The sequence below is a fragment of the Neptuniibacter sp. PT8_73 genome (genome assembly GCF_047778045.1).
In the GTDB taxonomy this organism is placed as follows: Bacteria; Pseudomonadota; Gammaproteobacteria; order Pseudomonadales; family Balneatricaceae; genus Neptuniibacter.
In genome coordinates, this window is record NZ_CP180545.1 from 2,331,295 (window position 1) to 2,358,176 (window position 26,882).

22 protein-coding genes are annotated in these 26,882 nt (G+C 45.1%); 9 read left to right on the plus strand and 13 right to left on the minus strand.

The genetic code is table 11. The features are described 5' to 3' along the window. The first annotated feature begins 199 nt into the window (after positions 1 to 199). Entirely contained in the window at positions 200 to 1,066 is an 867-nt protein-coding gene (locus ACMXYN_RS10395) for a DMT family transporter (protein ID WP_415891760.1), read from the plus strand. Between the two features lie 131 nt (positions 1,067 to 1,197). On the opposite strand, the gene prpF is transcribed toward ACMXYN_RS10395, so the two are convergent. The 6 genes from prpF to ACMXYN_RS10425 form a co-directional block, all read right to left on the minus strand. After that, positions 1,198 to 2,376, minus strand: coding sequence for a 2-methylaconitate cis-trans isomerase PrpF (gene prpF / locus ACMXYN_RS10400; RefSeq protein WP_415881523.1), 1,179 nt, complete (start codon positions 2,374 to 2,376; stop codon positions 1,198 to 1,200). A gap of 342 nt (positions 2,377 to 2,718) precedes the next feature. Continuing rightward, the gene (acnD, locus tag ACMXYN_RS10405) at positions 2,719 to 5,322 is read right to left on the minus strand and encodes a Fe/S-dependent 2-methylisocitrate dehydratase AcnD (RefSeq protein WP_415891761.1); all 2,604 of its coding nucleotides are present in this window, start codon (positions 5,320 to 5,322) and stop codon (positions 2,719 to 2,721) included. A 123-nt stretch (positions 5,323 to 5,445) separates the two neighbouring features. Continuing rightward, positions 5,446 to 6,573 (minus strand): 2-methylcitrate synthase, encoded by a 1,128-nt coding sequence (gene prpC, locus ACMXYN_RS10410; RefSeq protein ID WP_415891762.1) that lies wholly within the window; start codon positions 6,571 to 6,573, stop codon positions 5,446 to 5,448. Between the two features lie 86 nt (positions 6,574 to 6,659). Then, positions 6,660 to 7,553, minus strand: coding sequence for a methylisocitrate lyase (gene prpB / locus ACMXYN_RS10415; protein ID WP_415881526.1), 894 nt, complete (start codon positions 7,551 to 7,553; stop codon positions 6,660 to 6,662). Continuing rightward, complete coding sequence (locus tag ACMXYN_RS10420; protein WP_415881527.1) at positions 7,543 to 8,259, minus strand: GntR family transcriptional regulator; 717 nt, start codon at positions 8,257 to 8,259, stop codon at positions 7,543 to 7,545. The genes prpB and ACMXYN_RS10420 overlap by 11 nt, the downstream gene beginning before the upstream one ends. 140 nt (positions 8,260 to 8,399) lie before the next feature. After that, complete coding sequence (locus tag ACMXYN_RS10425; protein WP_415891763.1) at positions 8,400 to 9,269, minus strand: alpha/beta fold hydrolase; 870 nt, start codon at positions 9,267 to 9,269, stop codon at positions 8,400 to 8,402. A 237-nt stretch (positions 9,270 to 9,506) separates the two neighbouring features. Here ACMXYN_RS10425 and pabB point away from each other — a divergent pair, with 237 nt between their 5' ends. The 3 genes from pabB to ACMXYN_RS10440 all read left to right on the plus strand — a co-directional run bounded on the left by pabB (position 9,507) and on the right by ACMXYN_RS10440 (position 12,290). Continuing rightward, the gene (pabB, locus tag ACMXYN_RS10430; RefSeq protein WP_415891764.1) at positions 9,507 to 10,838 is read left to right on the plus strand and encodes an aminodeoxychorismate synthase component I; all 1,332 of its coding nucleotides are present in this window, start codon (positions 9,507 to 9,509) and stop codon (positions 10,836 to 10,838) included. 13 nt (positions 10,839 to 10,851) lie between these two features. Then, positions 10,852 to 11,313: a cyclic nucleotide-binding domain-containing protein gene (locus ACMXYN_RS10435; RefSeq protein WP_415891765.1), complete on the plus strand. Its 462-nt coding sequence runs from the start codon at positions 10,852 to 10,854 to the stop codon at positions 11,311 to 11,313. A gap of 68 nt (positions 11,314 to 11,381) precedes the next feature. Then, a complete protein-coding gene (locus ACMXYN_RS10440; RefSeq protein WP_415891766.1) occupies positions 11,382 to 12,290 on the plus strand; it encodes a hypothetical protein in 909 nt (302 codons plus the stop codon). Here the strand turns inward: ACMXYN_RS10440 and ACMXYN_RS10445 are convergent. The 3 genes from ACMXYN_RS10445 to panD form a co-directional block, all read right to left on the minus strand. Continuing rightward, positions 12,262 to 13,443 carry an HD domain-containing phosphohydrolase gene (locus ACMXYN_RS10445; protein ID WP_415891767.1) on the minus strand — a complete coding sequence of 394 codons (1,182 nt, stop codon included), beginning with the start codon at positions 13,441 to 13,443 and terminating at the stop codon, positions 12,262 to 12,264. The genes ACMXYN_RS10440 and ACMXYN_RS10445 overlap by 29 nt on opposite strands. A 156-nt stretch (positions 13,444 to 13,599) precedes the next feature. Further along, the gene (gene thrH / locus ACMXYN_RS10450; protein WP_415887833.1) at positions 13,600 to 14,217 is read right to left on the minus strand and encodes a bifunctional phosphoserine phosphatase/homoserine phosphotransferase ThrH; all 618 of its coding nucleotides are present in this window, start codon (positions 14,215 to 14,217) and stop codon (positions 13,600 to 13,602) included. A gap of 227 nt (positions 14,218 to 14,444) precedes the next feature. Then, on the minus strand, positions 14,445 to 14,879 hold the full coding sequence (gene panD, locus ACMXYN_RS10455; RefSeq protein ID WP_415881534.1) for an aspartate 1-decarboxylase: 435 nt from the start codon (positions 14,877 to 14,879) through the stop codon (positions 14,445 to 14,447). A gap of 566 nt (positions 14,880 to 15,445) precedes the next feature. Here panD and metH point away from each other — a divergent pair. Next, positions 15,446 to 19,096 carry a methionine synthase gene (metH, locus tag ACMXYN_RS10460; RefSeq protein ID WP_415894480.1) on the plus strand — a complete coding sequence of 1,217 codons (3,651 nt, stop codon included), beginning with the start codon at positions 15,446 to 15,448 and terminating at the stop codon, positions 19,094 to 19,096. 146 nt (positions 19,097 to 19,242) lie between these two features. On the opposite strand, the gene ACMXYN_RS10465 is transcribed toward metH, so the two are convergent. The 4 genes from ACMXYN_RS10465 to ACMXYN_RS10480 form a co-directional block, all read right to left on the minus strand. Then, complete coding sequence (locus ACMXYN_RS10465; RefSeq protein ID WP_415888436.1) at positions 19,243 to 20,091, minus strand: DUF3037 domain-containing protein; 849 nt, start codon at positions 20,089 to 20,091, stop codon at positions 19,243 to 19,245. Then, the gene (locus ACMXYN_RS10470) at positions 20,088 to 20,822 is read right to left on the minus strand and encodes a HipA family kinase (RefSeq protein ID WP_415888437.1); all 735 of its coding nucleotides are present in this window, start codon (positions 20,820 to 20,822) and stop codon (positions 20,088 to 20,090) included. The genes ACMXYN_RS10465 and ACMXYN_RS10470 overlap by 4 nt, the downstream gene beginning before the upstream one ends. Before the next feature lie 258 nt (positions 20,823 to 21,080). Next, positions 21,081 to 21,374 (minus strand): type II toxin-antitoxin system RelE/ParE family toxin, encoded by a 294-nt coding sequence (locus tag ACMXYN_RS10475; protein WP_415891768.1) that lies wholly within the window; start codon positions 21,372 to 21,374, stop codon positions 21,081 to 21,083. Positions 21,375 to 21,383: 9 nt separating this feature from the next. Further along, positions 21,384 to 21,602, minus strand: a complete 219-nt coding sequence (locus ACMXYN_RS10480; protein WP_415891769.1) for an addiction module protein — start codon at positions 21,600 to 21,602, stop codon at positions 21,384 to 21,386. A gap of 367 nt (positions 21,603 to 21,969) precedes the next feature. Between ACMXYN_RS10480 and ACMXYN_RS10485 the strand changes: the two genes are divergently transcribed. The 4 genes from ACMXYN_RS10485 (at position 21,970) to ACMXYN_RS10500 (ending at position 26,806) form a co-directional block, all read left to right on the plus strand. After that, a complete protein-coding gene (locus ACMXYN_RS10485; RefSeq protein ID WP_415891770.1) occupies positions 21,970 to 23,541 on the plus strand; it encodes an inorganic phosphate transporter in 1,572 nt (523 codons plus the stop codon). A 94-nt stretch (positions 23,542 to 23,635) separates the two neighbouring features. Next, the gene (locus tag ACMXYN_RS10490) at positions 23,636 to 25,438 is read left to right on the plus strand and encodes a Na/Pi cotransporter family protein (RefSeq protein WP_415891771.1); all 1,803 of its coding nucleotides are present in this window, start codon (positions 23,636 to 23,638) and stop codon (positions 25,436 to 25,438) included. Between the two features lie 32 nt (positions 25,439 to 25,470). Beyond that, complete coding sequence (locus ACMXYN_RS10495) at positions 25,471 to 25,713, plus strand: hypothetical protein (protein ID WP_415891772.1); 243 nt, start codon at positions 25,471 to 25,473, stop codon at positions 25,711 to 25,713. Positions 25,714 to 25,936: 223 nt separating this feature from the next. Further along, complete coding sequence (locus tag ACMXYN_RS10500; RefSeq protein WP_415891773.1) at positions 25,937 to 26,806, plus strand: MYG1 family protein; 870 nt, start codon at positions 25,937 to 25,939, stop codon at positions 26,804 to 26,806. The last annotated feature ends 76 nt before the right edge of the window (positions 26,807 to 26,882 follow it).

The window sequence follows — 26,882 nt, forward strand, 5'->3', positions numbered from 1 at the left end:
TCTGCTGCAGTATAAAACGAAGTTCTACCTGTATTTGTTGCGACAGATCATACTTTATCCAATAATCCGGGATAATATCCCGAGCCACTTTTGGTTCTATCGTATTAATTTTTAATCATTTTTCATGATCTAATGCTGTGAATCACAACAGGCTTAGGGTACTGTCCTTACACTTACAAGGCCTAATACTGAGTTAAGGATGACGTTAAAATCTAAAGCACTTCTCATTGCTTTCCTGCTAACGGGTTTGTCGCTCATCCCTGTTGGGGACTCTGCGGGGAAACTACTGGGAATACAGGGTGTTGATCCGCTTTTTATAGCGTGGAGCAGGCTAGTAGTAGGCTTTGTGTTTGTTCTGCCCTTCTCTAGATTGACGATTAAAGAGATCGGTCAACTCTTTAACTGGCGCTTATTAATCCGCGCAGGTTTATTCACCTGCGCTATCTTCAGTATGCTAACCGCACTGAAAACTGAGCCTATCGCTAATGTCTTTGGCATCTTCTTTATAGGGCCAATCGTTTCTTATTTCCTAGCGGGATTAATTCTTACAGAGACCATTACACCGGCTCGATCCATTGCTTTGCTTATAGGCTTTGCCGCTGTACTAATGGTAGTAAAACCAGGCTTTGATATGGGAGCAGGCACACCTTTAGCTCTGCTAGCAGGTACGTGTTTTGGCTGTATGCTGGTATGCAATCGATGGCTCGCTGGGCAATTTAGACCAAGACTCATTCTGGTATCCACTCTCTTAGCAGGCAGTTTAGCCCTTGCGCCTATTGCTATACCGACCATTCCTACAGAATTGGATACCAATCTGGTCACACTGGTATTAGTCAGTTCACTTGCTTCTGCTATTGGAAATCTGATTATCCTGCAAAGCAGCAAACACCTAGAAGCCAGTATTGTTGCTCCGTTCGTTTATTCTCAACTCATTATCGCCACAGCACTTGGCGTTGTATTGTTTGATGATTGGCCTGATATGATCAGCGGTATTGGGCTCATCATCATCTTTTCTTCTGGTGTGTGTTCTTTTTTCTTATCTAACAAAAAAGCGCCTAACTCATAAGAAAATGACTGCTCAGCTTTTTCTAGACAAAAAAAAACCACGCTAAAAAGCGTGGCCATTAAGGAAGAGCTGAAGAAACTATTCTGATAGGAAAATAGCTCTCCAGTGAGCCCTTCAGGGTTACTCTAGAACTAGAAACTGTCTCCTGGAATGCGTAGATTGCCTTCCATAATTACACGGGCACTTCGACTCATTACCGCTTTCTTAGCAGTCCAATCGCCGTTAACCTCTTCAGCCGCAGCACCGACACGCAATGTTCCAGATGGGTGACCAAAGGTTACCGCTTCACGCTCACCACCACCGGCAGCAAGGTTAACTAAGGTACCTGGTACAGCTGCAGCAGTGGCAATTGCAACAGAGGCTGTGCCCATCATCGCATGGTGTAATTTACCCATAGATAATGCACGTACACAGACATCAATATCATTTGCAGAGATCTGCTTACCGCTTGATGCTTCGTAGTCAGTAGCAGGCGCAACAAACGCAATCTTCGGCGTATGCTGACGTGCAACTGCTTCAGAGATATCGCTGATCAAACCCATCTGCACAGCACCGTGTGCACGCATAGTTTCGAAACGCGCCAACTCATCAGCATTACCATTAATATCTTTCTGTAGCTCGGTGCCTTTGTAGCCAATATCTTCAGCATTCACGAAGATAGTCGGGATACCTGCATTGATGAACGTTGCTTTAAAGGTACCAATGCCCGGCACTTCCATATCATCAACCAAGTTACCCGTTGGGAACATGGAACCTTCACCATCAGCAGGGTCCATAAACTCGATCACAACTTCAGCCGCGGGGAAAGTTACACCGTCTAACTCAAAATCACCGGTTTCCTGCACTTCGCCATTAGTGATTGGCACGTGAGCAATAATGGTTTTCTTAATATTCTTTTGCCAGATACGAACTGTGCAGATACCGTTTTCAGGAATACGCTCAGGGTCAACTAGACCGCCACTGATCGCGAAAGCACCTACCGCTGCAGTCAAGTTACCGCAGTTACCAGACCAATCTACGAAAGGCTTGTTGATCGCTACCTGACCGAACAGGTAATCCACATCGTGATCTGGTTCTGAACTTTTATCTAAAATAACGGTTTTACTGGTACTGGATGTAGCACCGCCCATGCCATCAATCTGCTGGCCGTAAGGGTCTGGGCTACCAATCACACGCATTAGTATGTTGTCACGAGCTTCGCCTGGCTCTTGCGCTACTTCTGGCAGATCCTGACGACGAAAGAAAACACCTTTACTGGTTCCACCGCGATAGTAAGTCGCTGGGATTTTTATCTGTGGTACGTGTGACATAAACTTTTCCTACTTGATTCACACAGCTATCAAAAGCTGCTCTATCAATTCGAATAAAACGCTTAGTAACAATGACTGACATGACCTTGCATTCAAGGCCACATGCAGTCTCTACTCTGGCCAGTCATTGTTAGTAAAAGCTTTACTTCTTTCAGTTCCCGGCAAAATGATGGGCGCTGCTTGCTCGACTTTGAAACCCCAGCCCTACGTGAGCCTGTAGAGCTAGGATTTGCAAACAACGCCTATCGAACTGTTAGCTAATGCTTCCGTCACCCCTGCGTAGGCAGGGGTCTACTATGTAGCGTAGATTCCAGCCTTCGCTGGAATGACAATCAAAGGCGCTTATGCACTTTCTAGGAAATCTTTAGCGAAACGCTGTAGAACACCACCGGCGTTGTACACATGTACTTCCGCAGCAGTATCCAAACGACAAGTCACTGGTACTTCTACCTTCTCGCCGTTAGCGCGGTTGATGATCAGAGTTAGATCGCAACGTGGTGAGATATCACCAACGATGTCGAAAGTCTCAGTACCATCAATACCGTATGTGTTACGGGTATCACCCTCTTTGAACTGAACAGGTAGTACGCCCATACCAACTAGGTTAGTACGGTGGATACGCTCAAAGCCTTCAGCAACGATTGTTTCCACACCTGCAAGGCGAACGCCTTTCGCAGCCCAATCTCGGGAAGAGCCCTGACCGTAGTCAGCACCTGCAACAATGATCAGGTTCTGTTTACGATCCATGTAGGTTTCAATTGCTTCCCACATACGGCTTTCTGTGCCTTCTGGCTCGATACGCGCAAGGGAGCCCTGCTTGATCTCACCATTTTCGTCACGGCACATTTCGTTCAACAGTTTCGGGTTAGCGAACGTTGCACGCTGTGCTGTTAAATGGTCACCACGGTGAGTTGCGTAAGAGTTAAAGTCTTCTTCTGGAAGACCCATCTTCGCGCAGTATTCACCTGCGGCAGAACTCGCTTGAATCGCATTAGATGGGGACAGGTGATCAGTTGTGATATTGTCACCTAGAACCGCCAGCGGACGCATACCTTTCATAGTACGCTCGCCTGCCAATGCACCTTCCCAGTATGGAGGGCGACGGATATAAGTAGACATTTTACGCCAGTCGTAAAGCGGGCTTTCTGCACGCTCAACGTCACCCAGATCGAACATTGGGATATAGATCTGGTTGAACTGTTCTGGCTTAACTGCCTTAGCTACGATTTCATCGATCTCTTCATCAGATGGCCATAGATCTTTTAGAGTGATCTCTTTGCCATCAACAACAGCTAATACATCATTTTCGATATCGAAACGAACTGTACCTGCGATTGCGTAAGCAACTACTAGCGGTGGCGACGCTAGGAATGCTTGCTTGGCGTGTGGGTGGATACGCCCATCGAAGTTACGGTTACCCGATAGAACAGCTGTTGCATAAAGATCGCGTTCAACGACTTCTTTCTCGATAACAGGGTCTAGCGCACCGGACATACCGTTACATGTAGTACATGCGTATGCCACGATACCGAAACCTAGTTTCTCAAGTTCTGGTAATAGACCTGCTTCTTCCAAGTAAAGTTTCGCAACTTTAGAACCTGGTGCAAAAGAGGTTTTAACCCAAGGCTTACGTACTAGACCTAGCTCGTTTGCCTTTTTAGCAACTAGACCTGCAGCAACAACGTTGCGCGGGTTAGATGTGTTTGTACAAGATGTGATAGCAGCGATGATTACCGCGCCATCTGGCATTAGGCCTTCTGCTTCTTCAGCTTTTGCTGCAGCCAACATATCTTCACCAGCAATACCACGCTCATTAAGCGCAGTCGTTGGTAGACGACGATGTGGGTTAGAAGGGCCGGCCATGTTACGACCAACAGAAGATAGATCAAACTCAAGTACACGTTCGTATTGAGCTTCAACTAGATCATCAGCCCATAGACCTGTGTGTTTCGCATATTGCTCAACTAGCGCTACCTGCTCTGGTTCACGGCCTGTTAGCTTCAAGTAATCGATAGTCTGCTCATCGATGTAGAACATACCCGCAGACGCACCGTATTCAGGCGTCATGTTAGACAAAGTCGCACGGTCACCGATAGATAAGGTTGCAGCACCAGGACCGAAGAACTCTAGGTAAGCAGAAACAACTTTCTCGTTACGTAGGAATTCAGTCATTGCTAGTGCGATGTCTGTCGCAGTGATGCCAGGCTGGCGTTCACCAACAATCTTCACACCGACAATATCTGGTAGACGCATCATAGAAGGCAAACCTAGCATAACGGTTTCTGCTTCTAGACCACCTACACCAATCGCGATTACACCAAGTGCATCAACGTGTGGCGTGTGGGAGTCCGTACCTACACAAGTATCTGGGTAAGCTACACCATCACGGTTTTGAATAACTGGAGACATCTTCTCCAAGTTGATCTGGTGCATGATGCCGTTACCTGCTGGGATAACATCTACGTTATCAAACGCAGTTTTACACCAGTCGATAAAGTGGAAACGGTCATCGTTACGGCGATCTTCAATCGCACGGTTTTTCTCAAACGCATCTGGATCGAAACCTGGCGCTTCAACTGCCAGAGAGTGGTCAACGATAAGCTGAGTCGGTACAACTGGATTTACCTTAGATGGATCACCACCTTGGTCAGCAATCGCGTCACGTAGACCTGCTAGGTCAACCAGTGCAGTCTGACCAAGGATGTCATGACATACAACACGCGCTGGGTACCATGGGAAATCCAGTGTACGTTTAGTTTCGATCAATTGTTTTAGAGAGTCGGTCAGCGCAGATGGCTCACAACGACGTACCAGTTGCTCAGCCAAAACACGAGACGTGTACGGCAGTTTTGCGTAAGCACCTGGCTGGATATCTTCAATCGCTTGGCGGGTATCAAAGAAATCTACAGAGGTACCCGGAAGAGGCTTGCGGTATTCAGTATTCATGGCACAACCTGTCAGGTTCATTCAAGCCAAGAGAGACCTACAAAGCTCATCTCTCAGCCTTTTATTATTCAAATCAGGACAGCGATCTGGCTATTAACTCAAACCGCTGCCTGCTGTCGTCTCTTATGGACGATCTTCGATAGCAACCCAATCAGCCGTTTCTGGACCAGTGTAGTCAGCAGATGGACGGATGATACGGTTGTTAGCGCGCTGCTCCATTACGTGAGCAGTCCAACCTGCCGCACGAGAGCATACGAAGATAGGCGTAAACAGCTTCGTAGGAATACCCATGAAGTTGTATGCAGATGCGTGGAAGAAGTCTGCGTTACAGAACAACTTCTTCTCGCGCCACATAACCGCTTCAACACGCTCAGAAACTGCGTACAGGTGAGTATCACCAACCTGCTCAGATAGTTTCTTAGACCACTCTTTGATGATCGCGTTACGTGGATCAGATTCGCGGTAGATCGCGTGACCGAAGCCCATGATCTTATCTTTACGCGCCAACATGCCCATGATTGCTTCTTCAGCTTCATCCGCAGATTGCCACTGTTCAACCATGTCCATTGCAGCTTCATTAGCACCACCGTGCAGAGGACCACGTAGGGAACCAATTGCAGCAGTCACACAGCTATGAATATCAGATAGCGTAGATGCACATACACGCGCAGTGAATGTAGACGCGTTGAATTCGTGCTCAGCGTAAAGGATCAAAGACGCGTGCATTACTTCAACGTGTAGCGGCTCAGGCTTCTCGTTGTGAAGCGTCCATAGGAACTGCTCAGCAATAGAATCTGCCTCAGTTTCAACGTTTACACGTACGCCGTTGTGGCTGAAGTTGTACCAGTAGTTGATCATGCCAGGGAAGATCGCAAGCATACGATCGATGTGATCGTGTTGCTCAGAGAAATCTTTCTCTTCTTCTAGATTACCCAACATAGAGCAACCTGTACGCATCACGTCCATTGGGTGCGCTTCAGCAGGAATCTGTTCTAGAACTGTTTTTAGTGCTTCTGGCAGAGCACGCATACTTTTTAACTTAGCTTTGTATGCATCTAGCTCAGCCTGATTTGGCAGTTTTCCGTAAAGTAGAAGATAAGCAACTTCTTCAAACTGCGCTTTATCAGATAGTTCTTTGATATCGTAACCACGGTAAGTCAGACCAGAACCTGTTTTACCTACAGTACATAATGCCGTTTCACCTGCAGACTGACCACGTAGACCAGCACCACCCAGTTTTTTGTCGACCATGATTATGCTCCTGTTTTCCTATCTATGCGGGTTCTGCGACCCGCTTGCTAAAATCAATTAAGTAAAGCGTAAAATAAAAATAGCGCTTACTTGTTCTTACCTTCTGCGAACAATGCATCCAACTTCTGCTCGAAGTCGTGATAATTCAAGAAATCGTAAAGTTCCATACGTGTTTGCATGGTGTCGACAACCGCTTTCTGATCACCATCTTTTAGTAGGTGTTCATAAACATTAAGGGCTGCCTTGTTGGCTGCGCGGAATGCAGACAGTGGGTATAGCACCATGCTTGCACCGTGAGCAGCTAGTTCCTCGGTATTAAATAGAGGCGTAGCACCAAACTCAGTAATGTTCGCCAATAGATGAGCGCCATTAATACCATCAGAAAACGCTTTGTAATCATCTAGCGTATGCACTGCTTCTGCGAAGATGCCATCTGCACCAGCCTCTAGACATGCTTGCGCGCGTTCAACCGCAGCATTAAGACCTTCCATCTGGAAAGCATCTGTACGTGCTACAACAAAGAAGTCATCATCAGTTTTGGCATCAACCGCTGCTTTAACGCGATCAACCATCTCTTCAAGCGTAACAATCTCTTTGTTTGGACGGTGACCGCAACGTTTCTGTGCAATCTGATCTTCAATGTGAACCGCTGCTGCACCTGCTTTAGTCATCTCTTTGACCGTGCGTGCAATGTTAAAAGCTCCACCCCATCCCGTATCAATATCAACCATCAGCGGAGTTTCTACTGCGCTGGTAATACGGCTTACATCTGCTAGAACATCATTCATCGATGTCATGCCTAGGTCAGGCAAACCGTATGAGTGGTTAGCGACACCACCACCAGATAAGTAAATTGCTTTATGACCTACGCGCTCAGCCATCATGGCGTGATATGCGTTAGTCGTACCTACAATCTGAAGTGGGTTTGTTTCAGCTAGTGCTTTACGAAAACGTGCACCGGCAGACAGGTTATTGGACATGTTCTTCCCCTCTGGTTTCGGTCGCTGCGTTCAGTTTCTCTTCCACGTTTCGGCGTGCTGCACCAATATGTCGGCGCATGAGCATTTCAGCCAATTCCGGATCGCGAGATTCAATCGCGTCTACAATCTGGCGGTGCTCTTTAAGTGCACGTTTTGGTCGTGAACTAGAGACACTGAACTGGTATCTGTACATTCGTACTAAGTGATATAGATCCCCGCCTAAAAATTCGAGCAGCTTCTCATTTTTGCTGCCGTGAACAATGCGGTAGTGAAAATCCAGATCACCCTCTTTTTGGAAATACGATCGGCCCTCTAGCTGTTCGACACTCTGTTCATGCTCATCTAATAGAGCACGCAGGCTATCGATTTCGTCTTGAGGCATATTCTCTGCTGCTAAGCGGCAGGCCATACCTTCAAGTGCTTCGCGGACACGATATATTTCAATAAGTTCTTTTGCCGACAGATTAACAACCCGCGCACCGACATGAGGCTTACGCTCAACTAACCTTAGCGCTTCCAAACGACGCATCGCTTCTCGCAATGGCCCACGGCTAATGCCGTATGTTTTGGCAAGCTCAGGCTCGCTGATCTTCTGACCGGGAGGAATATCCCCCACCACAATCGCAGTTACAATTTGTTCGCAAACGCGATCGGCCAATGTGCGCGTTTCTTGTTGAAACGCTTTATTGTCTGTTTTATCAGTCATAACAACCCTTGATTGAAGATTGTCGACAATCTTGAACTGAGACCAAGATACTCCTGCTAAATTAAGCCGTCAACTCGAAATAGCGAAAAGATTGTCAACACAATACAAAAGTTTAAGGGTTTTACCTTATCACTTCGTAATTATTTGTTAGTTATATAACGCTGTAACTCATCATTCATCACTCGCGCGATCTGGCGCGGCTTTTGAAACGGTAACGAATGATCAGTTCCAGCCATCAAAAAGTAGTGCCAATTGGGCAGACGCTCCGCCAGCTCTCGCTGGTACTGGTGCATAAGATCGACACTGTTACCACCTATAAAGCTGGTCACATCACCTTGCGCCGCCACTAATTCTTCTCTATCTATCTGCTTTACTGCCTGTGTAACGCAGTCCAAAGCATTCGCAAAACCTTCCGGACGCGCCCCTAATCTGCTGACAGTTAACTTTTCTACTTGTGGTGAAACCTTACGATTAGGCGAAATCGCGTCTAAAAAGTTAACAATACCCTTCTCTACCTGCACAGAACCTCTAAGATTCAGCGCCGCCTCCGATAATTGGTTACGTAGCTCTATGGTGGTTTCCCAGCAAGGACGATCTAGCACCGCCGATTCCAAAAGATACTGCTTACCAACACGATCAGAGTGCTGCTGTTTAAACAGCAGCGAGATTAAGCCACCTAAGGAATAACCTGCTAAATCAAACTGCCACCAGCCTAAGTGATCAACTAAGGCATTTAAGTCTGCAACCAGCTCCTGCGCTGCAAAGGGGTGCTCTTTCTTATCGGGGAAATAGGTATCACCCATGCCTCTTTGGTCAGGCACTAACACCTCAGACCATTGAGTTAAAAATGCAGTGATATGCTCCCAAGTATCAACCCCAGCAACACCTGCACCATGCAGTAAGACCAGCCTTCTGGAAGGCTTAATATCAGGATTTCGATAGATTCGATAAACAATATGCTGATCAGGCAAAGTAAGGCTTTGCTTATCAACACTAAAAGGATGCTTCATGTAGCAACAATACTCTTAATGCTTTAATAGATTTAATCTCATTCTAGCTGAACAGAGTAACCAAACCAGCATTTTGTCGACAATCTTTGGTATGAACGAAAAACAAGCAACGATTTTTAAAGGTTTTCAGTTGTTTTCACTTATTTCGTTGCGACAAAGCCTTTCACATAGACAGTTCCAATGGGGTTACATACAATTCACACACTTCATTCAATAACTAAGAATTAAGCCAGTTCATTGATCACCCAACGCTCTGTTCCGTATTTAGCTAACAGTGAAATTTACTTTGAGCGCCTTCGCCCTCTAGGTAATGCTGTATTTCTTGATAGTGGTCGCCCTAACTGTCCATGGGGACGGTTCGACATCATCGCGGCTGCACCGGTTGAAACCTTGAGCATGAATGCAGATCAACCTACATTTGATGCACTACAAGATCTGTACAACCGCTATCAAAACCCGCAAGCGAAACAAGCAGACCTGCCCTTCCAAGGCGGTATCATCGGTCACTTTGCTTATGATCTGGGTCGATCCGTTGAAAACATGCCGACGAAGGCAGAAGATTTTGCATCCCTACCCGACATGCAAGTAGGCATGTACCTATGGGGTTTAGTGGTTGATCACCATAAAGAGCAAGCTTACCTCGTTGCCGATCATCGCATATCTAAAGAGCAACTCGACCAGATCGAACTGCAACTAACTCGAGCAACAACCTCGCCAAACACTGATTTCCAGCTTGATAAAGCCTTTAGCGCCAATATCACTGAAGCGGAATATCAGCAGAAACTTGAGCAGATAGATAACTACATCCATGCTGGCGACTGTTATCAGGTTAACTTTGCTCAACGCTTTAATAGCAGCTATCAAGGCGACAGCTGGGAAGCCTATAAAAAGCTAAGAACCCATGCGCCAACACCCTATTCTGCTTATATCGATTTGGGTGAGCAGCAAATTCTGTCTCTATCCCCTGAGCAGTTCTTAGAAACTAAAGACGGGGTAGTAACGACTAAGCCGATTAAGGGTACGCGACCACGCTCATCTGATACGGCAGAAGATCAACGCCTGAAGCAAGAGCTTAGCGATTCGCTAAAAGATCGCGCCGAGAATCTTATGATCGTCGATCTGATGCGCAACGATCTTAGTAAGGTCTGTCAGCATAACTCTGTAAAAGTACCTAAGCTCTTCAACATTGAGAGCTACGCCAATGTGCATCACAAAGTCAGCACAGTCACTGGCTACTTAAGCTCCGATTACTCGCCGATTGCTCTACTAAAACATTGCTTCCCTGGTGGCTCTATTACCGGCGCTCCAAAGATAAGAGCAATGGAGATTATCGAGGAACTAGAACCGCATCGTCGTTCTATATACTGCGGGTCTATCGGCTATATCAGCCTATGCGGTCGAATGGACACCAGCATTACTATTCGTACTTTGCTATGCGAAAACAATCAGATTTTCTGCTGGGCGGGTGGCGGGATTGTCGCAGACTCTGTTTCGTCCATGGAGTATCAAGAAACCTTCGACAAAGTGAATAACTTGCTCCAATGCTTGGAAGCGACTATTCCTAACTAGAAGGAGTATATCTATGGCTAAAAACAAGACGCTCAGTAAAGAAAGTGCCCTAGCCATTCTGGATAAAGTGGCTTTATTCGATGATATGAACCGCAAGGACAAACAGCTTCTTGCTCAGTTCCACTGGTATTTCGTTGCGTACAAAACCGGTGATTATCTAACCGATGAAGACTCACTAGATAAACGCTTTTTTATTTTACTCAGCGGTGGAGTGAATGTACTTAAAGGCACCTCACAGCAGTTAATCACCCAACTATCACCTGGCGAAATCATCGGTGAAATTTCTTTTCTAACGAACGAGCCGCGCACCGCAAGTGTTATAGCTAATACAGATAGCACGGCGCTTGTTATCGACCAAGAATTGCTGGATGAGCTTCCGATAGAAACTAGAGAGAAACTCAAGGACCAATTGATTCTAAAAATGGCTCTACGTTTAAATCGAATGAACAATCGATTCGCACTCAGTCAGACTTAGCTACATTTAGCCAACAGATCCCTCTAGATTGCCTATACTTGAACTGTCGTATTCCAAAAGGAATTACTATGCAGTGCAGCAGGCTATTTTCCATCACATTACTGATGCTATTTTTGGCAAGCCCGAATGCTGCTAAAGCCGATAAGCACCCATTAAAAATCTCGGCCAATGAAAAGCCTATCATTGTTTGGGCCAGAACCGATTTTGCTCCCGTATTCATCCTAAAAGGCAAATACAGCAATCAAGGTATCGGCGATGAAGCCATAAAGCTGTTTAAGAGTAAGCTAAAGCACTATAACCATATCAGTGCAGATATGAGCCTCAAGCGCGCAATGCAACTCGCTAAAGAAGGCCAGATGATCTGCCATGTCTCTTTAGTAAATTCAAAAGAACGACAGCAGTTTATGGATTTTAGTCAGCCACTAATGCGCCTGTACGCAAATGGCTTGGTTACAACTAAGGGCAGCTTACATAAATTCGGTGTCAGTGCAGATAAGATCAACCCTGTTAGCCTAACCGCCCTCACCCAAAAACCAGTCTCCATCAGCATCCATGATGCAAGAGCCTACTCGGCTTACATCGACGAAGTCATCAAAAAAAACAGATCAAAACCTAATAGCATATTTAAAGTAAAAACAGGTCAAAAAGATCAAGAGAGGCTCATTCAAATGGTGGAGAACCATCGCCTAGATGCCATGATTGGTCGACCAGAAGAAGCGCAGTTCAGCAAGCTACAACACAATATAAAGGAAGACCTGTATTTTGTACCGTTGAAGGGACAACCCGAAACCAGTATGGGTCATGTAGGCTGCGCAAAAGGAGATTGGAACAAAGCTCTGATAAACACACTCAATCAGATGATCGAAAAAGATGAAGAATTGAAATCAACCATCTTTGAAGCCTATCAAAAATGGCTACCTTCACAGCTCAGGACTACACGAGAAGCATTTAACTACCCGCTAATTCCTCAGCCGTAGCAAGATCATTTTCAGCAATAAGATCACTCATAGAATGAAGCATCAAATCTGCACTGGATGGGAACACATCTTCCAGCTTGAAAGAGATCCTTTCAAACATATCCTGTAGATCCAAAAACGCATCCACAACTGCTGGATCAAAATGGGTACCGCGCCCAGAGACAATAACATTAGTCACGCGCTCATGATCAACAGCACTTTTATACGGTCGGCGAGAGATCATCGCATCATAAACATCAGCCACCGCCATTAAACGCGCAATTAATGGGATGTTTTCACCTTTCAAACCTTGCGGATAACCTTCTCCATCCCAACGCTCGTGGTGACTTAAAGTCACTTGCTGAGCCAGCTCCAAAAACTTAACCGCTTTGCCGCTGGATGAACTATCCAGTAACTGTTGAGCCGAAGTTACTGCCTGATAACCTAAAACCGTATGAGTTTTCATCACACGATACTCTTCAGCTGTTAATTCACCCGGTTTTTGAAGGATATGATCTGGAATTCCCACTTTACCGATATCGTGCAGAGCTGAAGTCTTGTAGTACAGCTCAATCGTCTCAGCATCCAGCTCGTCATGATAAGCAGGATTCTTATAAAGGTGCTCAGCTAATGCTTTTACATAGTGCTGAGTTCTAAGAATATGGTTCCCGGTAGAATGGTCACGGATTCTAGCAATTGTCGCCAAACATAAGATTGCCGCATCTTGAACGGCCAATAGCTCTGTTACATCAACTAGATCACCAGCAGGTACTGCACTCGTAGGCACACCTGTTGCTGCACGCGATGTAAAGTTCTGCTTGAGTTTAGCCAAGCTGATATAAGTTTTACACTTGGCATTTACAACCGATGGAAAAAACGGAGGTCTTAGATAATCAGAACAGCCCACTTCAATCGCGAACTCACGATAATCGTCCTCCGCATTGTTCCAAACTAAAATGACCGGAACATGCAGGTGCTCATACTGCTGGATAGCCGTAACTAATTCAGATTCGTCATACTGGCCAACAAGGTCATGATCAAGTAACACTAGATCACTATCTACACACACCTCTCTCAAGCAAGAAGATATTTCCAGTTGATAGTCCTCAGCCAAAATACCAACCAATTGGTCGGATAGTAGAGAATTAGCACTGATGATCTTTGCCAGAGGCATAGGGTAAATACCTTAAATAAGAGGAAGAATAAATCCGGCGCTTAAACGACGATGCGAAATATATTAACAAAAACTAATAAGAAAGGCTTGGGGAGAATGCCTAATCTACCACCCAAAATAAGGTTTTTTTGAGTGGTAGATTAAGTAGGAAAGAGCTTACAGGCTTAGATCGCGGTTGCTCGCCTTGATAAATTCTTTTTTCAGATCTTCGTACGTGTGTACTGCTGGGAACTGAGGGAACTCAGCAATTACATTATCAGGCGCATGGAACAAGATACCCGCTTCTGCTTGCTTAAGCATAGTTGTATCGTTGTAAGAATCGCCTGCAGAGATTACACGGTAGTTCAACAGCTGGAACGCACGAACAGACTGACGCTTAGGATCTTTCTGACGCAAAGTGTAGTCAGTGATACGGCCATCTTCATCTACTTCTAGCTTGTGGCAAAGAAGTGTTGGGAAGCCAAGCTGACGCATTAGCGGCTGAGAGAATTCGTAGAACGTATCAGATAGGATCACAACCTGAAAACGCTCACGCAACCAATTAACAAACTCAACAGCACCTTCAAGAGGTTCAAGCTTGCTGATTGTTTCTTGAATCTGCGGAAGTTTTAGGCCGTGCTCATCAAGAATGCGAAGACGCTGCTGCATTAGCTCGTCGTAACAAGGAATATCACGAGTCGTCGCTTTTAATTCTTCAATACCAGTTTCTTCAGCAAAAGCGATCCAGATTTCTGGGATCAATACCCCTTCAAGGTCAAGACATGCGAGTTCCACGTGTAACTCCTAATATTGTATTTTGGTGTGCTTATTATGTTTGCCTAAGCAATATTCTGGGCGCCAATTTACCCGCAATAGCCCTACCATGCAAGGCGATATTAGGCCTAAAAATTCATACCTCAGTGGGATTCTCTACAAACATATAGACAAAAGAAAACCCGCACTCGGCGGGTTCTCTAAACAAAAAAGCCACTCAATGGTGAGTGGCTTTTAAAAAATCTTGATCAGATATCTTTCGGCTGAACAGGAATTGCGCGTTTCATACCTGTTAGCACGTTGCGCTGATGAAGCTCTTCATCAGTTGCGCCTACGCCGCCATCTGACTTCGCATTTTCAAAGTAGCAAAGTGTTGGCTGGTGTTCGTCAACTTCTTTGTCGTCCAATTGAACGTAAGAAGCGATGATCAGTAGATCACCTTTACTTGCTTTATGCGCCGCCGCACCATTTACAGAGATAATACCGCTGTTCTCTTCTGCACGGATTGCATAAGTGGTAAAACGCTCACCATTATTGATGTTGTAGATGTGAATTAATTCGTATTCACGAATGCCTGACTTATCAAGCAGTACACCATCAATTGCACATGAACCTTCATAGTGAAGCTCAGCGTGAGTTACTGTTACACGGTGTAGCTTGCACTTTAAGAATGTCTGCAGCATAGACTAAATCCTGCGTTTGCTCATCTTTACCAGGGTTAAACCCGGTTGCCCCCTTTCGCTACCCATCTCAGCTTTTGGCCGAAGAAATATGAGTAACACATCAACGCTGTACCTGTTTCTACCCTTTTTAACGGTATGACAGGAAAGCTCGTCCACAAAAAACCGCATTTTAACCAGTATTTTGCGCTGCACATAATACGAAAAACGTCTAAAGGACTGACATTTTTGCCCTTCGAGATATATTCGCACTGCACAAAGGGCGGCTATTCTACCACCATCTGGGAAAATATTAAGGGGTTATTGAGCATTCTTTAGCACAAACAGATTTAATACCCGCCCCTCATATAGGACCCAATACTAAAGACATAGCTAAATTAGTGCTATTTATTAGCTTTGCTCAGCTCAAATTGAGCGAAGTTCATCAATAGATTAACTTTCCTCACTCCCTTTCTTAACTAATTGATTTACAATAGCGTCCTTATTCTAGTAGTCGCTGATTTAGGTATTTAACTGTGACCGATAAAACTTTGATTGAAACGCTTTCAGAGAGCCTTAAAAAACGCATTATGATTCTGGATGGTGGTATGGGTACCATGATTCAGGATTACAAGCTTGAAGAAGCGGATTACCGCGGCGAACGTTTCGCTGACTGGCACATCGAGGTCAAAGGTAATAACGACCTTTTGGTACTAACTAAGCCAGATATCATCAAAGCAATTCACAAAGAATACCTATTGGCCGGTGCTGATATCATCGAGACCAATACCTTCAACGCGACCCAGATCGCTATGGCTGATTACGAGATGGAATCACTCAGCCGTGAGATCAACGTAGAAGCAGCACGACTAGCGCGTGAAGCTTGTGACGAAATTACAGCCGAAACACCGGATCGCCCGCGCTATGTAGCAGGTGTACTTGGCCCAACAAACCGTACTTGTTCTATCTCTCCCGATGTAAACGATCCAGCTTACCGTAACGTTTCCTTTAATGAGCTGGTTGAAGCGTACACAGAATCAATTGACGGTTTGATTGAAGGTGGTTCTGACATCATCCTGATCGAAACTATTTTCGATACTCTAAATGCCAAAGCGGCTATCTACGCAGTAGAAACTTACTTCGAAGAAAACGACATCCGTCTGCCAGTGATGATCTCCGGTACGATCACCGATGCATCCGGTCGTACCCTATCCGGCCAAACGACAGAAGCATTCTGGAACTCCGTTCGCCACGCTAAGCCAATCTCTGTTGGCCTTAACTGTGCGCTAGGTCCTAATGAGTTGCGTCAGTATGTAGAAGAACTGTCTCGTATTTCTGAGACTCACGTTTCTGCTCACCCTAACGCTGGTCTGCCAAACGCCTTTGGTGGTTACGATGAAACACCTGAGCAGATGGCTGAAGAGATCGGCGAGTGGGCGCAGTCTGGCTTCCTAAATATTATCGGTGGTTGCTGTGGTACGACCCCAGCACACATCAAAGCGATTCGTGAAGCTGCCGAAAAAGCTGAACCGCGTCAGCTTCCTGAACTACCAGTAGAGTGTCGTCTATCGGGTCTTGAGCCAATGAACATTGGCGAAGATACCCTATTCGTTAACGTTGGAGAGCGTACCAACGTTACCGGTTCTGCGATGTTCAAACGTCTGATCAAAGAGCAGGACTACGAAACAGCACTTGATGTTGCTCGTCAACAGGTTGAGAACGGTGCCCAGATCATCGACATCAACATGGACGAAGGCATGTTGGATGCTCACGCAGCGATGGTTAAGTTCCTTAACCTGATCGCGTCTGAGCCAGACATCGCTTGCGTACCAATCATGATCGACTCCTCCAAGTGGGATGTAATCGAAGCGGGTCTTCAGTGCATCCAAGGTAAAGGGGTTGTTAACTCTATCAGCCTTAAAGAAGGCGAAGAGAACTTTATCGAGCAAGCGAAAAAGCTGCGCCGCTACGGTGCCGCTGTAGTTGTAATGGCCTTTGATGAAACAGGTCAGGCTGATACTTACGAGCGTAAGATCGAGATCTGCGAACGCTCCTACCGCGTACTTGTTGATAAAGTGGGCTACCCACCAGAAGACATCATCTTCGATCCAAACATCTTTGCCGTAGCAACTGGTATCGAAGAGCACAACAACTACGCAGTCGACTTTATTCAAGCAACAGGCTGGATCAAAAAGAACCTACCATACGCGAAGATCTCCGGTGGTGTTTCCAACGTATCCTTCTCCTTCCGTGGTAACAACCCGGTGCGAGAAGCGATCCACTGTGTGTTCCTTTACCATGCAATTCAGCAAGGCATGGATATGGGTATCGTTAACGCCGGTCAGTTGGCAATCTACGATGATCTACCAGAAGAACTACGCCTAGCAGTAGAAGACGTAATCCAGAATACCCGAGAAGACGGCACTGAACGTCTACTGGATATTGCTGAGAAATACCGCGGCGATGGTTCGCAACAAGAAGATACTAAAACGCAAGAGTGGCGCGAGTGGGACGTTAATAAGCGTCTTGAGCACGCACTAGTTAAAGGTATCACCGAATTTATCGAAGACGACACCGAAGAAGCACGTCAAAACCACGACCGTCCACTTCATGTAATTGAAGGTCCATTGATGGATGGCATGAGCGTGGTGGGTGACCTGTTCGGTGCCGGTAAGATGTTCCTACCACAGGTAGTAAAATCTGCACGTGTAATGAAAAAAGCCGTTGCTTACCTAATGCCGTTTATCGAAGAAGAGAAAGACGGCGCGAGCAGTTCTAACGGTAAGATCGTCCTAGCAACCGTTAAAGGTGACGTACACGATATAGGTAAAAACATCGTCGGTGTAGTACTGCAATGTAACAACTACGAGATCATTGATCTTGGTGTAATGGTGCCAGCAGAAACAATCCTACGTACTGCGCGCGAAGAGAACGCTGATCTAATCGGTTTGTCTGGTCTGATCACCCCATCTCTAGATGAGATGGTTCACGTTGCCAAAGAGATGGAACGTCAGGAATTTAATATTCCACTACTGATTGGCGGTGCGACCACATCTAAAGCCCACACAGCGGTTAAGATCGATCCTGTATTCCACCGCGATCAAGTAGTACACGTAACTAACGCATCGCGTGCGGTAAATGTTGCCTCTAACCTACTTGGTGAAAAGAAAACTGGTTACGTAAAAGAGATTCAAGAAGAGTACCAAGCGGTACGAGACCGTCACGCGGCACGTATGAACGACAAGCGTCGTGTAACTCTTGAAGCAGCACGTGAAAACAAATACCAAATCGAGTGGGATAACTACACCCCACCAGCACCGCTAAAACCGGGTATTCATGTATTTGATGATATTGCCCTAAGCGATATTCAAGAGTACTTTGACTGGACGCCATTTTTCCACTCGTGGGAACTAGCAGGTCGCTACCCTCGCATCTTGAATGACGAAATCATCGGTGAAGAAGCGACTCGCCTATTTGCAGATGCGCAAGCGATGCTAAAAGATCTGGTGGATCAGAAACTACTAACCGCTAAAGCCGTTGTTGGTATCTTCCCAGCGAACAGCGTTAACCACGACGATATTGAGCTATACACAGATGAGAACCGCAGCGAAATATTGATGCAGCTACATCACCTACGTCAGCAAACTGAAAAAGTCGCTGGTAAAGCCAATATGTGTCTAACCGACTTCGTAGCACCAAAAGAATCTGGCAAACAAGACTACCTTGGTGCCTTTGCGGTAACCGCAGGTCACGGCTGTGATGAACTGGTAGAGAAATACGAAGCGGATCACGATGACTACAACTCCATCATGGTTAAAGCCCTGGCAGACCGTTTTGCCGAAGCCCTAGCTGAGATGATGCACGATAAAGTGCGTAAAGAGATCTGGGGCTATGCATCTGACGAGCAGCTATCTAACGAAGATCTGATCGCCGAGAAATACAAAGGCATCCGCCCTGCTCCAGGTTACCCTGCATGCCCAGAGCACACAGAGAAAGGCCTGCTTTGGGAACTGCTAGATGTTGAGAAGAACACTGGCATGACGCTGACTGATGCATACGCAATGCTACCAACCGCAGCGGTAAGCGGCTTCTACTTCAGCCACCCTGAATCACAATACTTCGGTGTTGCGAAAATCAGCGAAGACCAAGTAGAAAGCTACGCGAAGCGTAAAGGTATGGAGATGTCTGAAGCTGAGCGTTGGTTGGCACCTAACTTGGGGTATGAGCCTGAGGAGGGGTAACTAACAGGACGGCTTCGCCTAGAGATCGCTTCGCTTTTAGGACGCCTTCGGCTAGAGAACGCCACTTCGTGGCTGTTAGAAAAAGCAAAAAACCGAACCTTTGGGGTTCGGTTTTTTATGTAAACCTTAAAATATTTTCAAATTATTTAGGCTTTTCCCTCAGCCTGCATCCGAAGGAAACCATCAACTGCAGATTTATCATCCGCATGGACTGCCTTGACACCTATTTTACAAAGCTCTTTCCGTATTTGACCAAGGTAACCTTTGACGAGGTCGTTATCTGTCTGATTTTTTAAAATAGGATCAGCCATACTAATCAAAAGCTTCTCAGGCGCTATTACATTTGCCCCAACCAAACTTCGTAACTTAGCGAACCACTGATCTGCATTTTCCACCACCCCTTTCTTAGCTGCTTGGTCAAACGCAAGAGGTTTTATTGCTGCCAAAGGCCTATCTGCTGCGCCACGAACGAAAGGGAAATTTGCCTCATGTAAACCATCTGTCAAATTTTGTTTTTTGAAAACCTTCTGAAGGTCAAATTGCTGCAAACTAACCCGAAGCCGTTTCACCATTTCTTGCTCTCGGTGGCTCCTATTAATAAACCTCCGACCAACATGAAATCCATACAGATCTTCTAAAGCTTGATCCATATTCTCGGTAAGAAGAACACCAGTGTCAGAGAAACGGAGAATCGACCCCTTTTCTCTTAGTAAATCCTCAAAAAGCTGTTTAACTAGCCCTTCATGCGTATCTATTGATACTAGATTTTTAAATCTATTAAGTTCCTTGCTTAGATGTTCGATGGTAGTTCGATACACAGCAGGATCCATCCCCTCAAAAAAGCTGGTAACACGACCAAATCTCTTAGGAGCAAGTTGAAAAATAAATTCACGTGAAGCAGGACATAGAAGGGCCACACCAACGTTGGCAAACTCTCCTGTTTCTGCAAATGGCGCAAACCTAATAACTTTGTACTGGCATGCAAACTTCTTCATGTCAGCCACCCCCAATAGCTCTCATCTTTATACTTGTTAAGTATACCTTTTATTTCTGATAGATATGCACCCGAGCAAGAAAGAGACTCTAACCATTCATCTGGAATCTGACTAACTATGTCATCAAAATCATCCATTACTGACTCAAACCTCTCACAGTAATCAGCTTGTTCAGGTAGCTGTATCGGATGAGTCTCTAAGACTTTAGAAAACACATGAAAATTTCTCAGATCTTTTTGATTGAATTCGGTATCAAATGCCAAATTATGATCTATTACTTTAAGCTCTGCTTTTGGCATGGTGATTAATAAATTAGGATTCCCTCCCGAAGCAGTTAACATCCTGTCATTATTTAGAATCCAAGCATCAAAGACTAAAATATCCCTTTTTAAGTCAGGTGGGTAATTTTCAATATCTGATATTGTTATTTTCTCACAAGGAGCAACTGATTTAGACCCAAATAAAAATTCAAATCCCAAGTCATGTACCCATTCTTCGCTTACTATCCCTTTCAAACACGAGTCCAACCTTAGCAAACAAAATTCAGGTACTGGTAAGCCAAATTTTTTTGCTAAACACGCACAAACCCACTCATTGATAAGCCCTTTAGGCTGCGTATTGGAACCTTTCGCATAATAAAAAGATCTATTTACAGTACAAATAAATGGCATGAGAAATCCCTTCTCAAACTCACAGCGTGCATCAATTGAATAAATATCAAGAACAGACAATCAGTTACTCCTTACATTACTTCCCCAAATGCATTCATAACCTCCCAAAGATAGTACACATTATTTCGAGAGGTTACAGCGAAATAAACTTCAGTAATTTAAGGGGTCAGAGCCTTTTATTGGACTTCTAACTTACAGCGAACCCTTAACACTAACCACTATCAGTAGTTGTAGCTACGATCACCGGGACATCTGATTAATGATTAAAGGGGTAAAGCCCTTTTGAGCGTCCTAATCTAAATCTAAATCCTAGCTTACTCATTCCCTCTCCTCCCAATAGCTCGGCCTTTTGCGATTATGCATAACAGCCAACACCAAAATGACTTCTGTAGATGGGGTATAGATGACAGAAAAAGGAAATTTATTTAGGAGGAAACGACGTGTTCTTGCACTAAAAGCAGGCCACGTATTTGGTTGTTTTCGGATAAGCTTAAATGAATATTCAAGCTCGATAAGAAAGTCATCGCCTAACCCTTGGGCTTGCTCTTCATACCATTGGTATGCAGTTCTGACTTCTTGGCTCACATCCGGGTGAAATTTGATCTCTGGCATCCTAGCCCTTTACTTTACCTGCTGTTTTATCTCTTCCCAAGATATCGCTTTAGCTTCGCCAGATAACAAAGCATCATGACGCTTTTCAGCTAATTCTTTCCAAGCTTGCTCAACATCTTCATCCTGTGTTGAATCCAGTGACTCAATCAGACGATGAGCCACGAGCGCCTTCTCCTTTGGAGACAAGGAGTCTATTTCATCAATAACTCTTTCGAATGCAGCTGACATAGAGCCTCCGATTAATTTCTGCTCTCAGTCTAGCATTTGAGGAGATTCAAAGCATATAGCAAAGTATGTTTAACAGAACGGCTGCGGCTAGAGAACACCGCTTCATGGCTGTTAGTTGTTAGAGGCTAGTGGCTAGGAAAAACCATTGCTCCGATCCCCCCTTTAAAAATCTGACCCTCTTTTACCAAAACCTCCACTCTTCGAATTAATTACTTTAACGTTTGTTTTATTGATCTGCTCAATGGTTTTAAACCATGCAGAAAGTTAAATTTGTTAATCATATATTTCTATTTCGTGACGAACGGAACACTTAGGAACTAACTGAAAATTAGTCCATTTAGGCGTAAACCTGAGGAGTAAAACGGAAGTGGATATCAACCAACTCGACAAACTAGAGCAGGCTACACTCTTCGGCAGACCTGAAATCGTCAGGCTAGGCTACGCAATCCTCTTTATTGTAGGGGTCATTATGTACAGTTACTCAACGGTGGGTAACGTTCCAAACGGTATTATGCTTGTTGCTGCGGCCATGATCGGTGGTTATATGGCGATGAATATCGGTGCTAATGATGTGGCAAACAACGTAGGTCCAGCCGTTGGTTCCAAGGCTTTATCATTAACCGGTGCCATTATCATTGCTGCAGTTTTCGAAGCTGCGGGGGCTTTACTGGCCGGTGGTGATGTAGTGAGCACCATCAAAAAAGGCATCATCAATCCTGAAGTTATTCAGGATGCGGATACATTTATCTGGCTAATGATGGCTGCCCTCCTCTCTGCGGCTATATGGCTTAATATCGCCACGTCATTAGGTGCACCTGTTTCGACTACCCACTCAATTGTGGGTGGCGTATTAGGTGCCGGTATGGCTGCAGGTGGTGTTGCCGTCGCCAACTGGGACAAAATGGGTATGATTGCCGCCAGTTGGGTTATCTCCCCTGTAATGGGTGGTGTGATCGCTGCTTCTTTCCTAATGCTCATCAAAAAGAACATTACTTATCAGACCGACATGATCACCGCAGCCAAAAAATGGGTGCCTATTTTAGTTACTGTCATGGCTTGGGCATTCTCTACTTACCTTGCGCTGAAAGGTCTGAAGAAAATCTGGAAACTAGACTTTACCACTGCCGCATTAATTGGCGCTTTAGCGGCTGCCGTTGTCTATGTGATTGTAAAACCTATGATTAGATCTGCGGCAGATAAACTTGAGAACACTAAAGATTCCGTTAACTCTTTATTCACAATCCCATTAATCTTTGCCGCGGCATTGTTGAGCTTTGCTCATGGTGCGAATGACGTTGCCAATGCTGTTGGTCCGCTTGCCGCGATAAATGATGCCATTATGAGTGGTGAAGTTTCTGCCAAAGCCAGCATTCCAATATGGGTAATGATGATTGGTGCCCTTGGTATCGCGCTTGGCTTAGCTTTGTATGGCCCGAAACTGATAAAAACGGTAGGTTCTGAAATCACTGAACTTAACCAGATGCGCGCTTTCTCTATCGCAATGGCAGCAGCGATTACCGTAATCATAGCTTCCCAGCTAGGACTGCCAGTATCTTCAACCCATATTGCCGTTGGTGGGGTTTTCGGTGTTGGCTTCTTGCGTGAGTATCTGAAAGCCAACTATGCGAAGAAAATCGCAGAGATACACGCACATCATCCGGAAGAAGACGAAGAGAAGGTTCAGCAGTTCATCGATACATTCGAGAATGCGAGCATCGAAGAAAAAGGCCTGCTGCTCAAACAGTTAAAAGAGCACAAAGCGTCTGCTGAACTAAACAAGAAAGAGCGCAAAAGCCTGAAGAAAATCTACCGTACAGAATTGGTTAAACGTTCGGCATTGTTAAAAATCGCTGCGGCCTGGGTCATCACCGTCCCTGCGGCAGGCATCATGGCAGCCATTCTTTTCTTCACATTACGAGGAATGATGCTAGAAATATAGATATAGCCTATTTTTCAATAAGTTAAATACTCAATGTAATTCTACCTTTAAAGCTGAGTTGCATTTAAAAAATCGACAAGGGTAACGCTCGTAAATGTTCAGGAAGATAATTTTATTCACCATGCTTGCGATTTTGGCTTGGGGTTTCTGGATCAGTCCGAACTTCAAGGAAATTGCTGCCGGCGTTGCTATTTTCCTTTTCGGGATGCTTGCCCTTGAAGAAGGCTTCAAATCCTTCACTGGCGGAGTGTTGGAGCGAATACTACGTAAAACGACCGATGGCCCATGGAAATCACTGACATTAGGTGTGGTCAGCACCTCTGTTATGCAATCCAGCTCATTGGTTTCAGTTATTACTATCTCTTTCTTAAGTGCCGGTCTTATTGGCTTAGCCGCCGGAATCGGAATAATTTTTGGTGCTAACCTTGGCACGACCACCGGCGCTTGGTTAATTGCAGGCTTGGGCATGAAGGTAAAGATTTCTGCCTACGCTATGCCAATGCTGGTATTCGGAATTATTCTGATTTTCCAGAAATCGAGAACGATGAACGGCATCGGCTATATTCTTGCGGGGCTCGGTTTCCTATTCCTCGGTATCCACCATATGAAAGAGGGTTTTGAGGCCTTTCGCGATACCATTGACCTGACAGCTTTTGCAGTTTCGGGCTATGCCGGGATTATGCTTTTCACCCTTATCGGTGTAGCCGCTACGGTGATTATGCAGTCCAGCCATGCAACACTGGTGATCATAATTACTGCTCTGGCTGCACAACAGATCACTTATGAAAACGCTTTGGCCCTGGCGATTGGTGCCAATATAGGTACTACTATCACTGCCATCATTGGCTCGTTGAGTGCCAATGTGCAGGGTAAACGTCTGGCTGTAGCCCACTTGATATTTAACATGGTCACTGCGTTCATCGCCATTGTGTTTATCTACCAGATTGCCAATTTTGTAGATGGGTTCAGTGCTTGGGTTGGGATTGACGCAGATGATTACACCTTGAAGCTGGCCGTATTTCACACCATTTTCAATGCAATCGGTGTGGTTGCGATGATGCCTTTCATCGAGAAACTGGCCAACTCTTTGATTAAAGCTATGCCTGAAACAGTGCAGCCCAGAGAAAAACCTATCTATCTCAATGAAGCAGTTGAAGAGCTACCAGACACAGCGATAGAGGCAGTGCGTAAAGAGACATTGAGATTGTATGACAACGCATTCGCCATCCTCGCCCACGGCTTGAGTTTACATCGCGATGATATTTTGTCGGATAAAGATCTTGAAGATGTCGTCAGACAAGACAATAACGTAATTCCAATCGATTTTGACGACGAGTATGAAAAGAGTATCAAAGGGCTCTACAGTGACATCGTAAAGTTCATCAGTAGCGCGCAATCGAATATGACCCCGGAACAAAGTGATGAGCTGTTCAGGCTGCGCGCCGCAGGGCGAGACATTGTGGAGGCAATTAAAGATACCAAGCACATGAACAAGAACCTTTCACAGTACATTCTCTCTCCAAACTGCCACATCCGTGCAGAATACAACAAGTTCCGTATTCAACTGGGTAAACTGATGCGTGAACTGGATAATATTCGCAATGATGATGAAGATGCTTCAAACATTCTTTCTCTAGATAATCTAAAGCTTGATATGAAAGCAAATGACGTGACTGTAAACGGTGAGATGGAAAGGCTGATTCGCGACAAAAAAATTACTGCAGTAATGGCAACTTCGATGATGAATGACGCCAACTATGCTTATGGTGTTGCCAAAAACCTGATTCAGATGGGTGAGTCCCTATTCGCTAGCGGAAATCTGGATATGAATGAGGCAGTGCGCAGCGTGGCACTTAACGATGATGAAGTTGCCGAAATTTTAGAAGATAACAAATAACATCTCAGCATGGATTAATTGGAGTTAAGATTGTGAAATTGCTTAAGCTTTTAGAAATCACCCAAGAATATCTCAACGATGAGAAGCTGAAAAAGGGTGAACGAAAGAGATGCCTTAAGGACATCCAGCAAAAATTAAAAAAGAAAAAGAAACAACTAAAAGAAAAAATGGCTGATGAACAAGATGAAACAGAAAGAAACCTCCTGAGTAAGAAACTCGATATAGTCACGGCTCAACGCAAGAAAGTCATTGCAGCGCTTAAGGAGCTAGAATAAGACATTAAAGGAGTATGCCTGTCTCAAAAATCCAGATAAACACTGACCACTATCAGCAGTTATAGCTAGAGTCACTAGATACAGAAGCCCCCTATTCTTCTCAGTTACCTTCGTATAGTATCCGCTCCATCAATTAGACGATGACAGTCACGTCTCAATAGCGAGCCTAACCACTAGGGTTTGGTTAGCTGCCTTCTTTCCACACTTAAATGACGCAATAGAAATGCCTGATATCACGATAGTAACGCACAGCGGTAATTTTCATGCAGATGATGTTTTTAGTATCGCTGCGCTTAGAGCTGTTTTTCCCTCTTTTAAGCTAATCCGTACACGTGATGAAGAGCTTATCCGTCAGGCTGATATTGTGGTTGATGTTGGTGGTGAATATGAGCCTGACACAGGTCGGTTTGATCATCACCAACGCGGTGGTGCAGGTGAGCGTGAGAACGGTATTCCCTACTCCTCATTCGGATTGATTTGGCAGAAATATGGCATTGAGATTTGCCAAGGCAATGCTGAAGTCGCTAATGCGGTGGATGCGGATTTGGTTTCAGCCATTGATGCGATCGATTGCGGTTATGGTGATGGCGTTGCTAAAGGGGTAAGTCTTAGCCAAACCATCTCTATGTTTAACCCAACTTGGCAGGAAGAGACGCATTTCGATGAGGGCTTTGATGAAGCGGTTGATTTTGCTTCTCGTGTGTTAAACCGCTTTATTGCATCGGCTGACGGTGGAATCAGCGCCAAAGATATCGTTGCGAAAGCCATAGAGAATGCCGAAGACCCTCGAGTGATTGTGTTAGAGCAATACACTCCTTGGAAAAGAACCGTACACGCCCTATCTAAAGAAGCTTTGTATATCGTCTATCCATCCGATACAGGTCAATGGCGTATTCAGGCCATTCCAGTAAAACCCGGCTCTTTTGAGGATAAAAAATCACTACCTAAATCGTGGGCAGGATTATCCGGTAAAGCACTTCAAGATGAGACAGGCATCACCGATGCGATGTTCTGCCATAACGGTTTATTTATCGCAGGCTGCGAGTCCTTTGACAGCACCATGAAAATGGCAGCATTAGCCCTAGCAGAATAGTATCCTAATGGGAGCTGACTTAATTAGCAGCTCCCTTAATTCAGCCCCACTCTTAGAAAGCTAAGTAAGGATGATT

What these genes read in the sequence shown, in the direction of transcription:
- ACMXYN_RS10490 (WP_415891771.1), top strand. Translation starts at nt 23,636, where the DNA reads ATGTTCAGGAAGATAATTTTATTCACCATGCTTGCGATTTTGGCTTGG.
- prpC (WP_415891762.1), bottom strand. Translation starts at nt 6,573, where the DNA reads ATGGTCGACAAAAAACTGGGTGGTGCTGGTCTACGTGGTCAGTCTGCA.
- ACMXYN_RS10500 (WP_415891773.1), top strand. Translation starts at nt 25,937, where the DNA reads ATGCCTGATATCACGATAGTAACGCACAGCGGTAATTTTCATGCAGAT.
- prpB (WP_415881526.1), bottom strand. Translation starts at nt 7,553, where the DNA reads ATGTCCAATAACCTGTCTGCCGGTGCACGTTTTCGTAAAGCACTAGCT.
- ACMXYN_RS10475 (WP_415891768.1), bottom strand. Translation starts at nt 21,374, where the DNA reads ATGCCAGAGATCAAATTTCACCCGGATGTGAGCCAAGAAGTCAGAACT.
- ACMXYN_RS10435 (WP_415891765.1), top strand. Translation starts at nt 10,852, where the DNA reads ATGGCTAAAAACAAGACGCTCAGTAAAGAAAGTGCCCTAGCCATTCTG.
- ACMXYN_RS10445 (WP_415891767.1), bottom strand. Translation starts at nt 13,443, where the DNA reads ATGCCTCTGGCAAAGATCATCAGTGCTAATTCTCTACTATCCGACCAA.
- ACMXYN_RS10395 (WP_415891760.1), top strand. Translation starts at nt 200, where the DNA reads ATGACGTTAAAATCTAAAGCACTTCTCATTGCTTTCCTGCTAACGGGT.
- ACMXYN_RS10420 (WP_415881527.1), bottom strand. Translation starts at nt 8,259, where the DNA reads ATGACTGATAAAACAGACAATAAAGCGTTTCAACAAGAAACGCGCACA.
- ACMXYN_RS10480 (WP_415891769.1), bottom strand. Translation starts at nt 21,602, where the DNA reads ATGTCAGCTGCATTCGAAAGAGTTATTGATGAAATAGACTCCTTGTCT.
- ACMXYN_RS10425 (WP_415891763.1), bottom strand. Translation starts at nt 9,269, where the DNA reads ATGAAGCATCCTTTTAGTGTTGATAAGCAAAGCCTTACTTTGCCTGAT.
- ACMXYN_RS10440 (WP_415891766.1), top strand. Translation starts at nt 11,382, where the DNA reads ATGCAGTGCAGCAGGCTATTTTCCATCACATTACTGATGCTATTTTTG.
- metH (WP_415894480.1), top strand. Translation starts at nt 15,446, where the DNA reads ATGATTCTGGATGGTGGTATGGGTACCATGATTCAGGATTACAAGCTT.
- prpF (WP_415881523.1), bottom strand. Translation starts at nt 2,376, where the DNA reads ATGTCACACGTACCACAGATAAAAATCCCAGCGACTTACTATCGCGGT.
- acnD (WP_415891761.1), bottom strand. Translation starts at nt 5,322, where the DNA reads ATGAATACTGAATACCGCAAGCCTCTTCCGGGTACCTCTGTAGATTTC.
- ACMXYN_RS10465 (WP_415888436.1), bottom strand. Translation starts at nt 20,091, where the DNA reads ATGAAGAAGTTTGCATGCCAGTACAAAGTTATTAGGTTTGCGCCATTT.
- panD (WP_415881534.1), bottom strand. Translation starts at nt 14,879, where the DNA reads ATGCTGCAGACATTCTTAAAGTGCAAGCTACACCGTGTAACAGTAACT.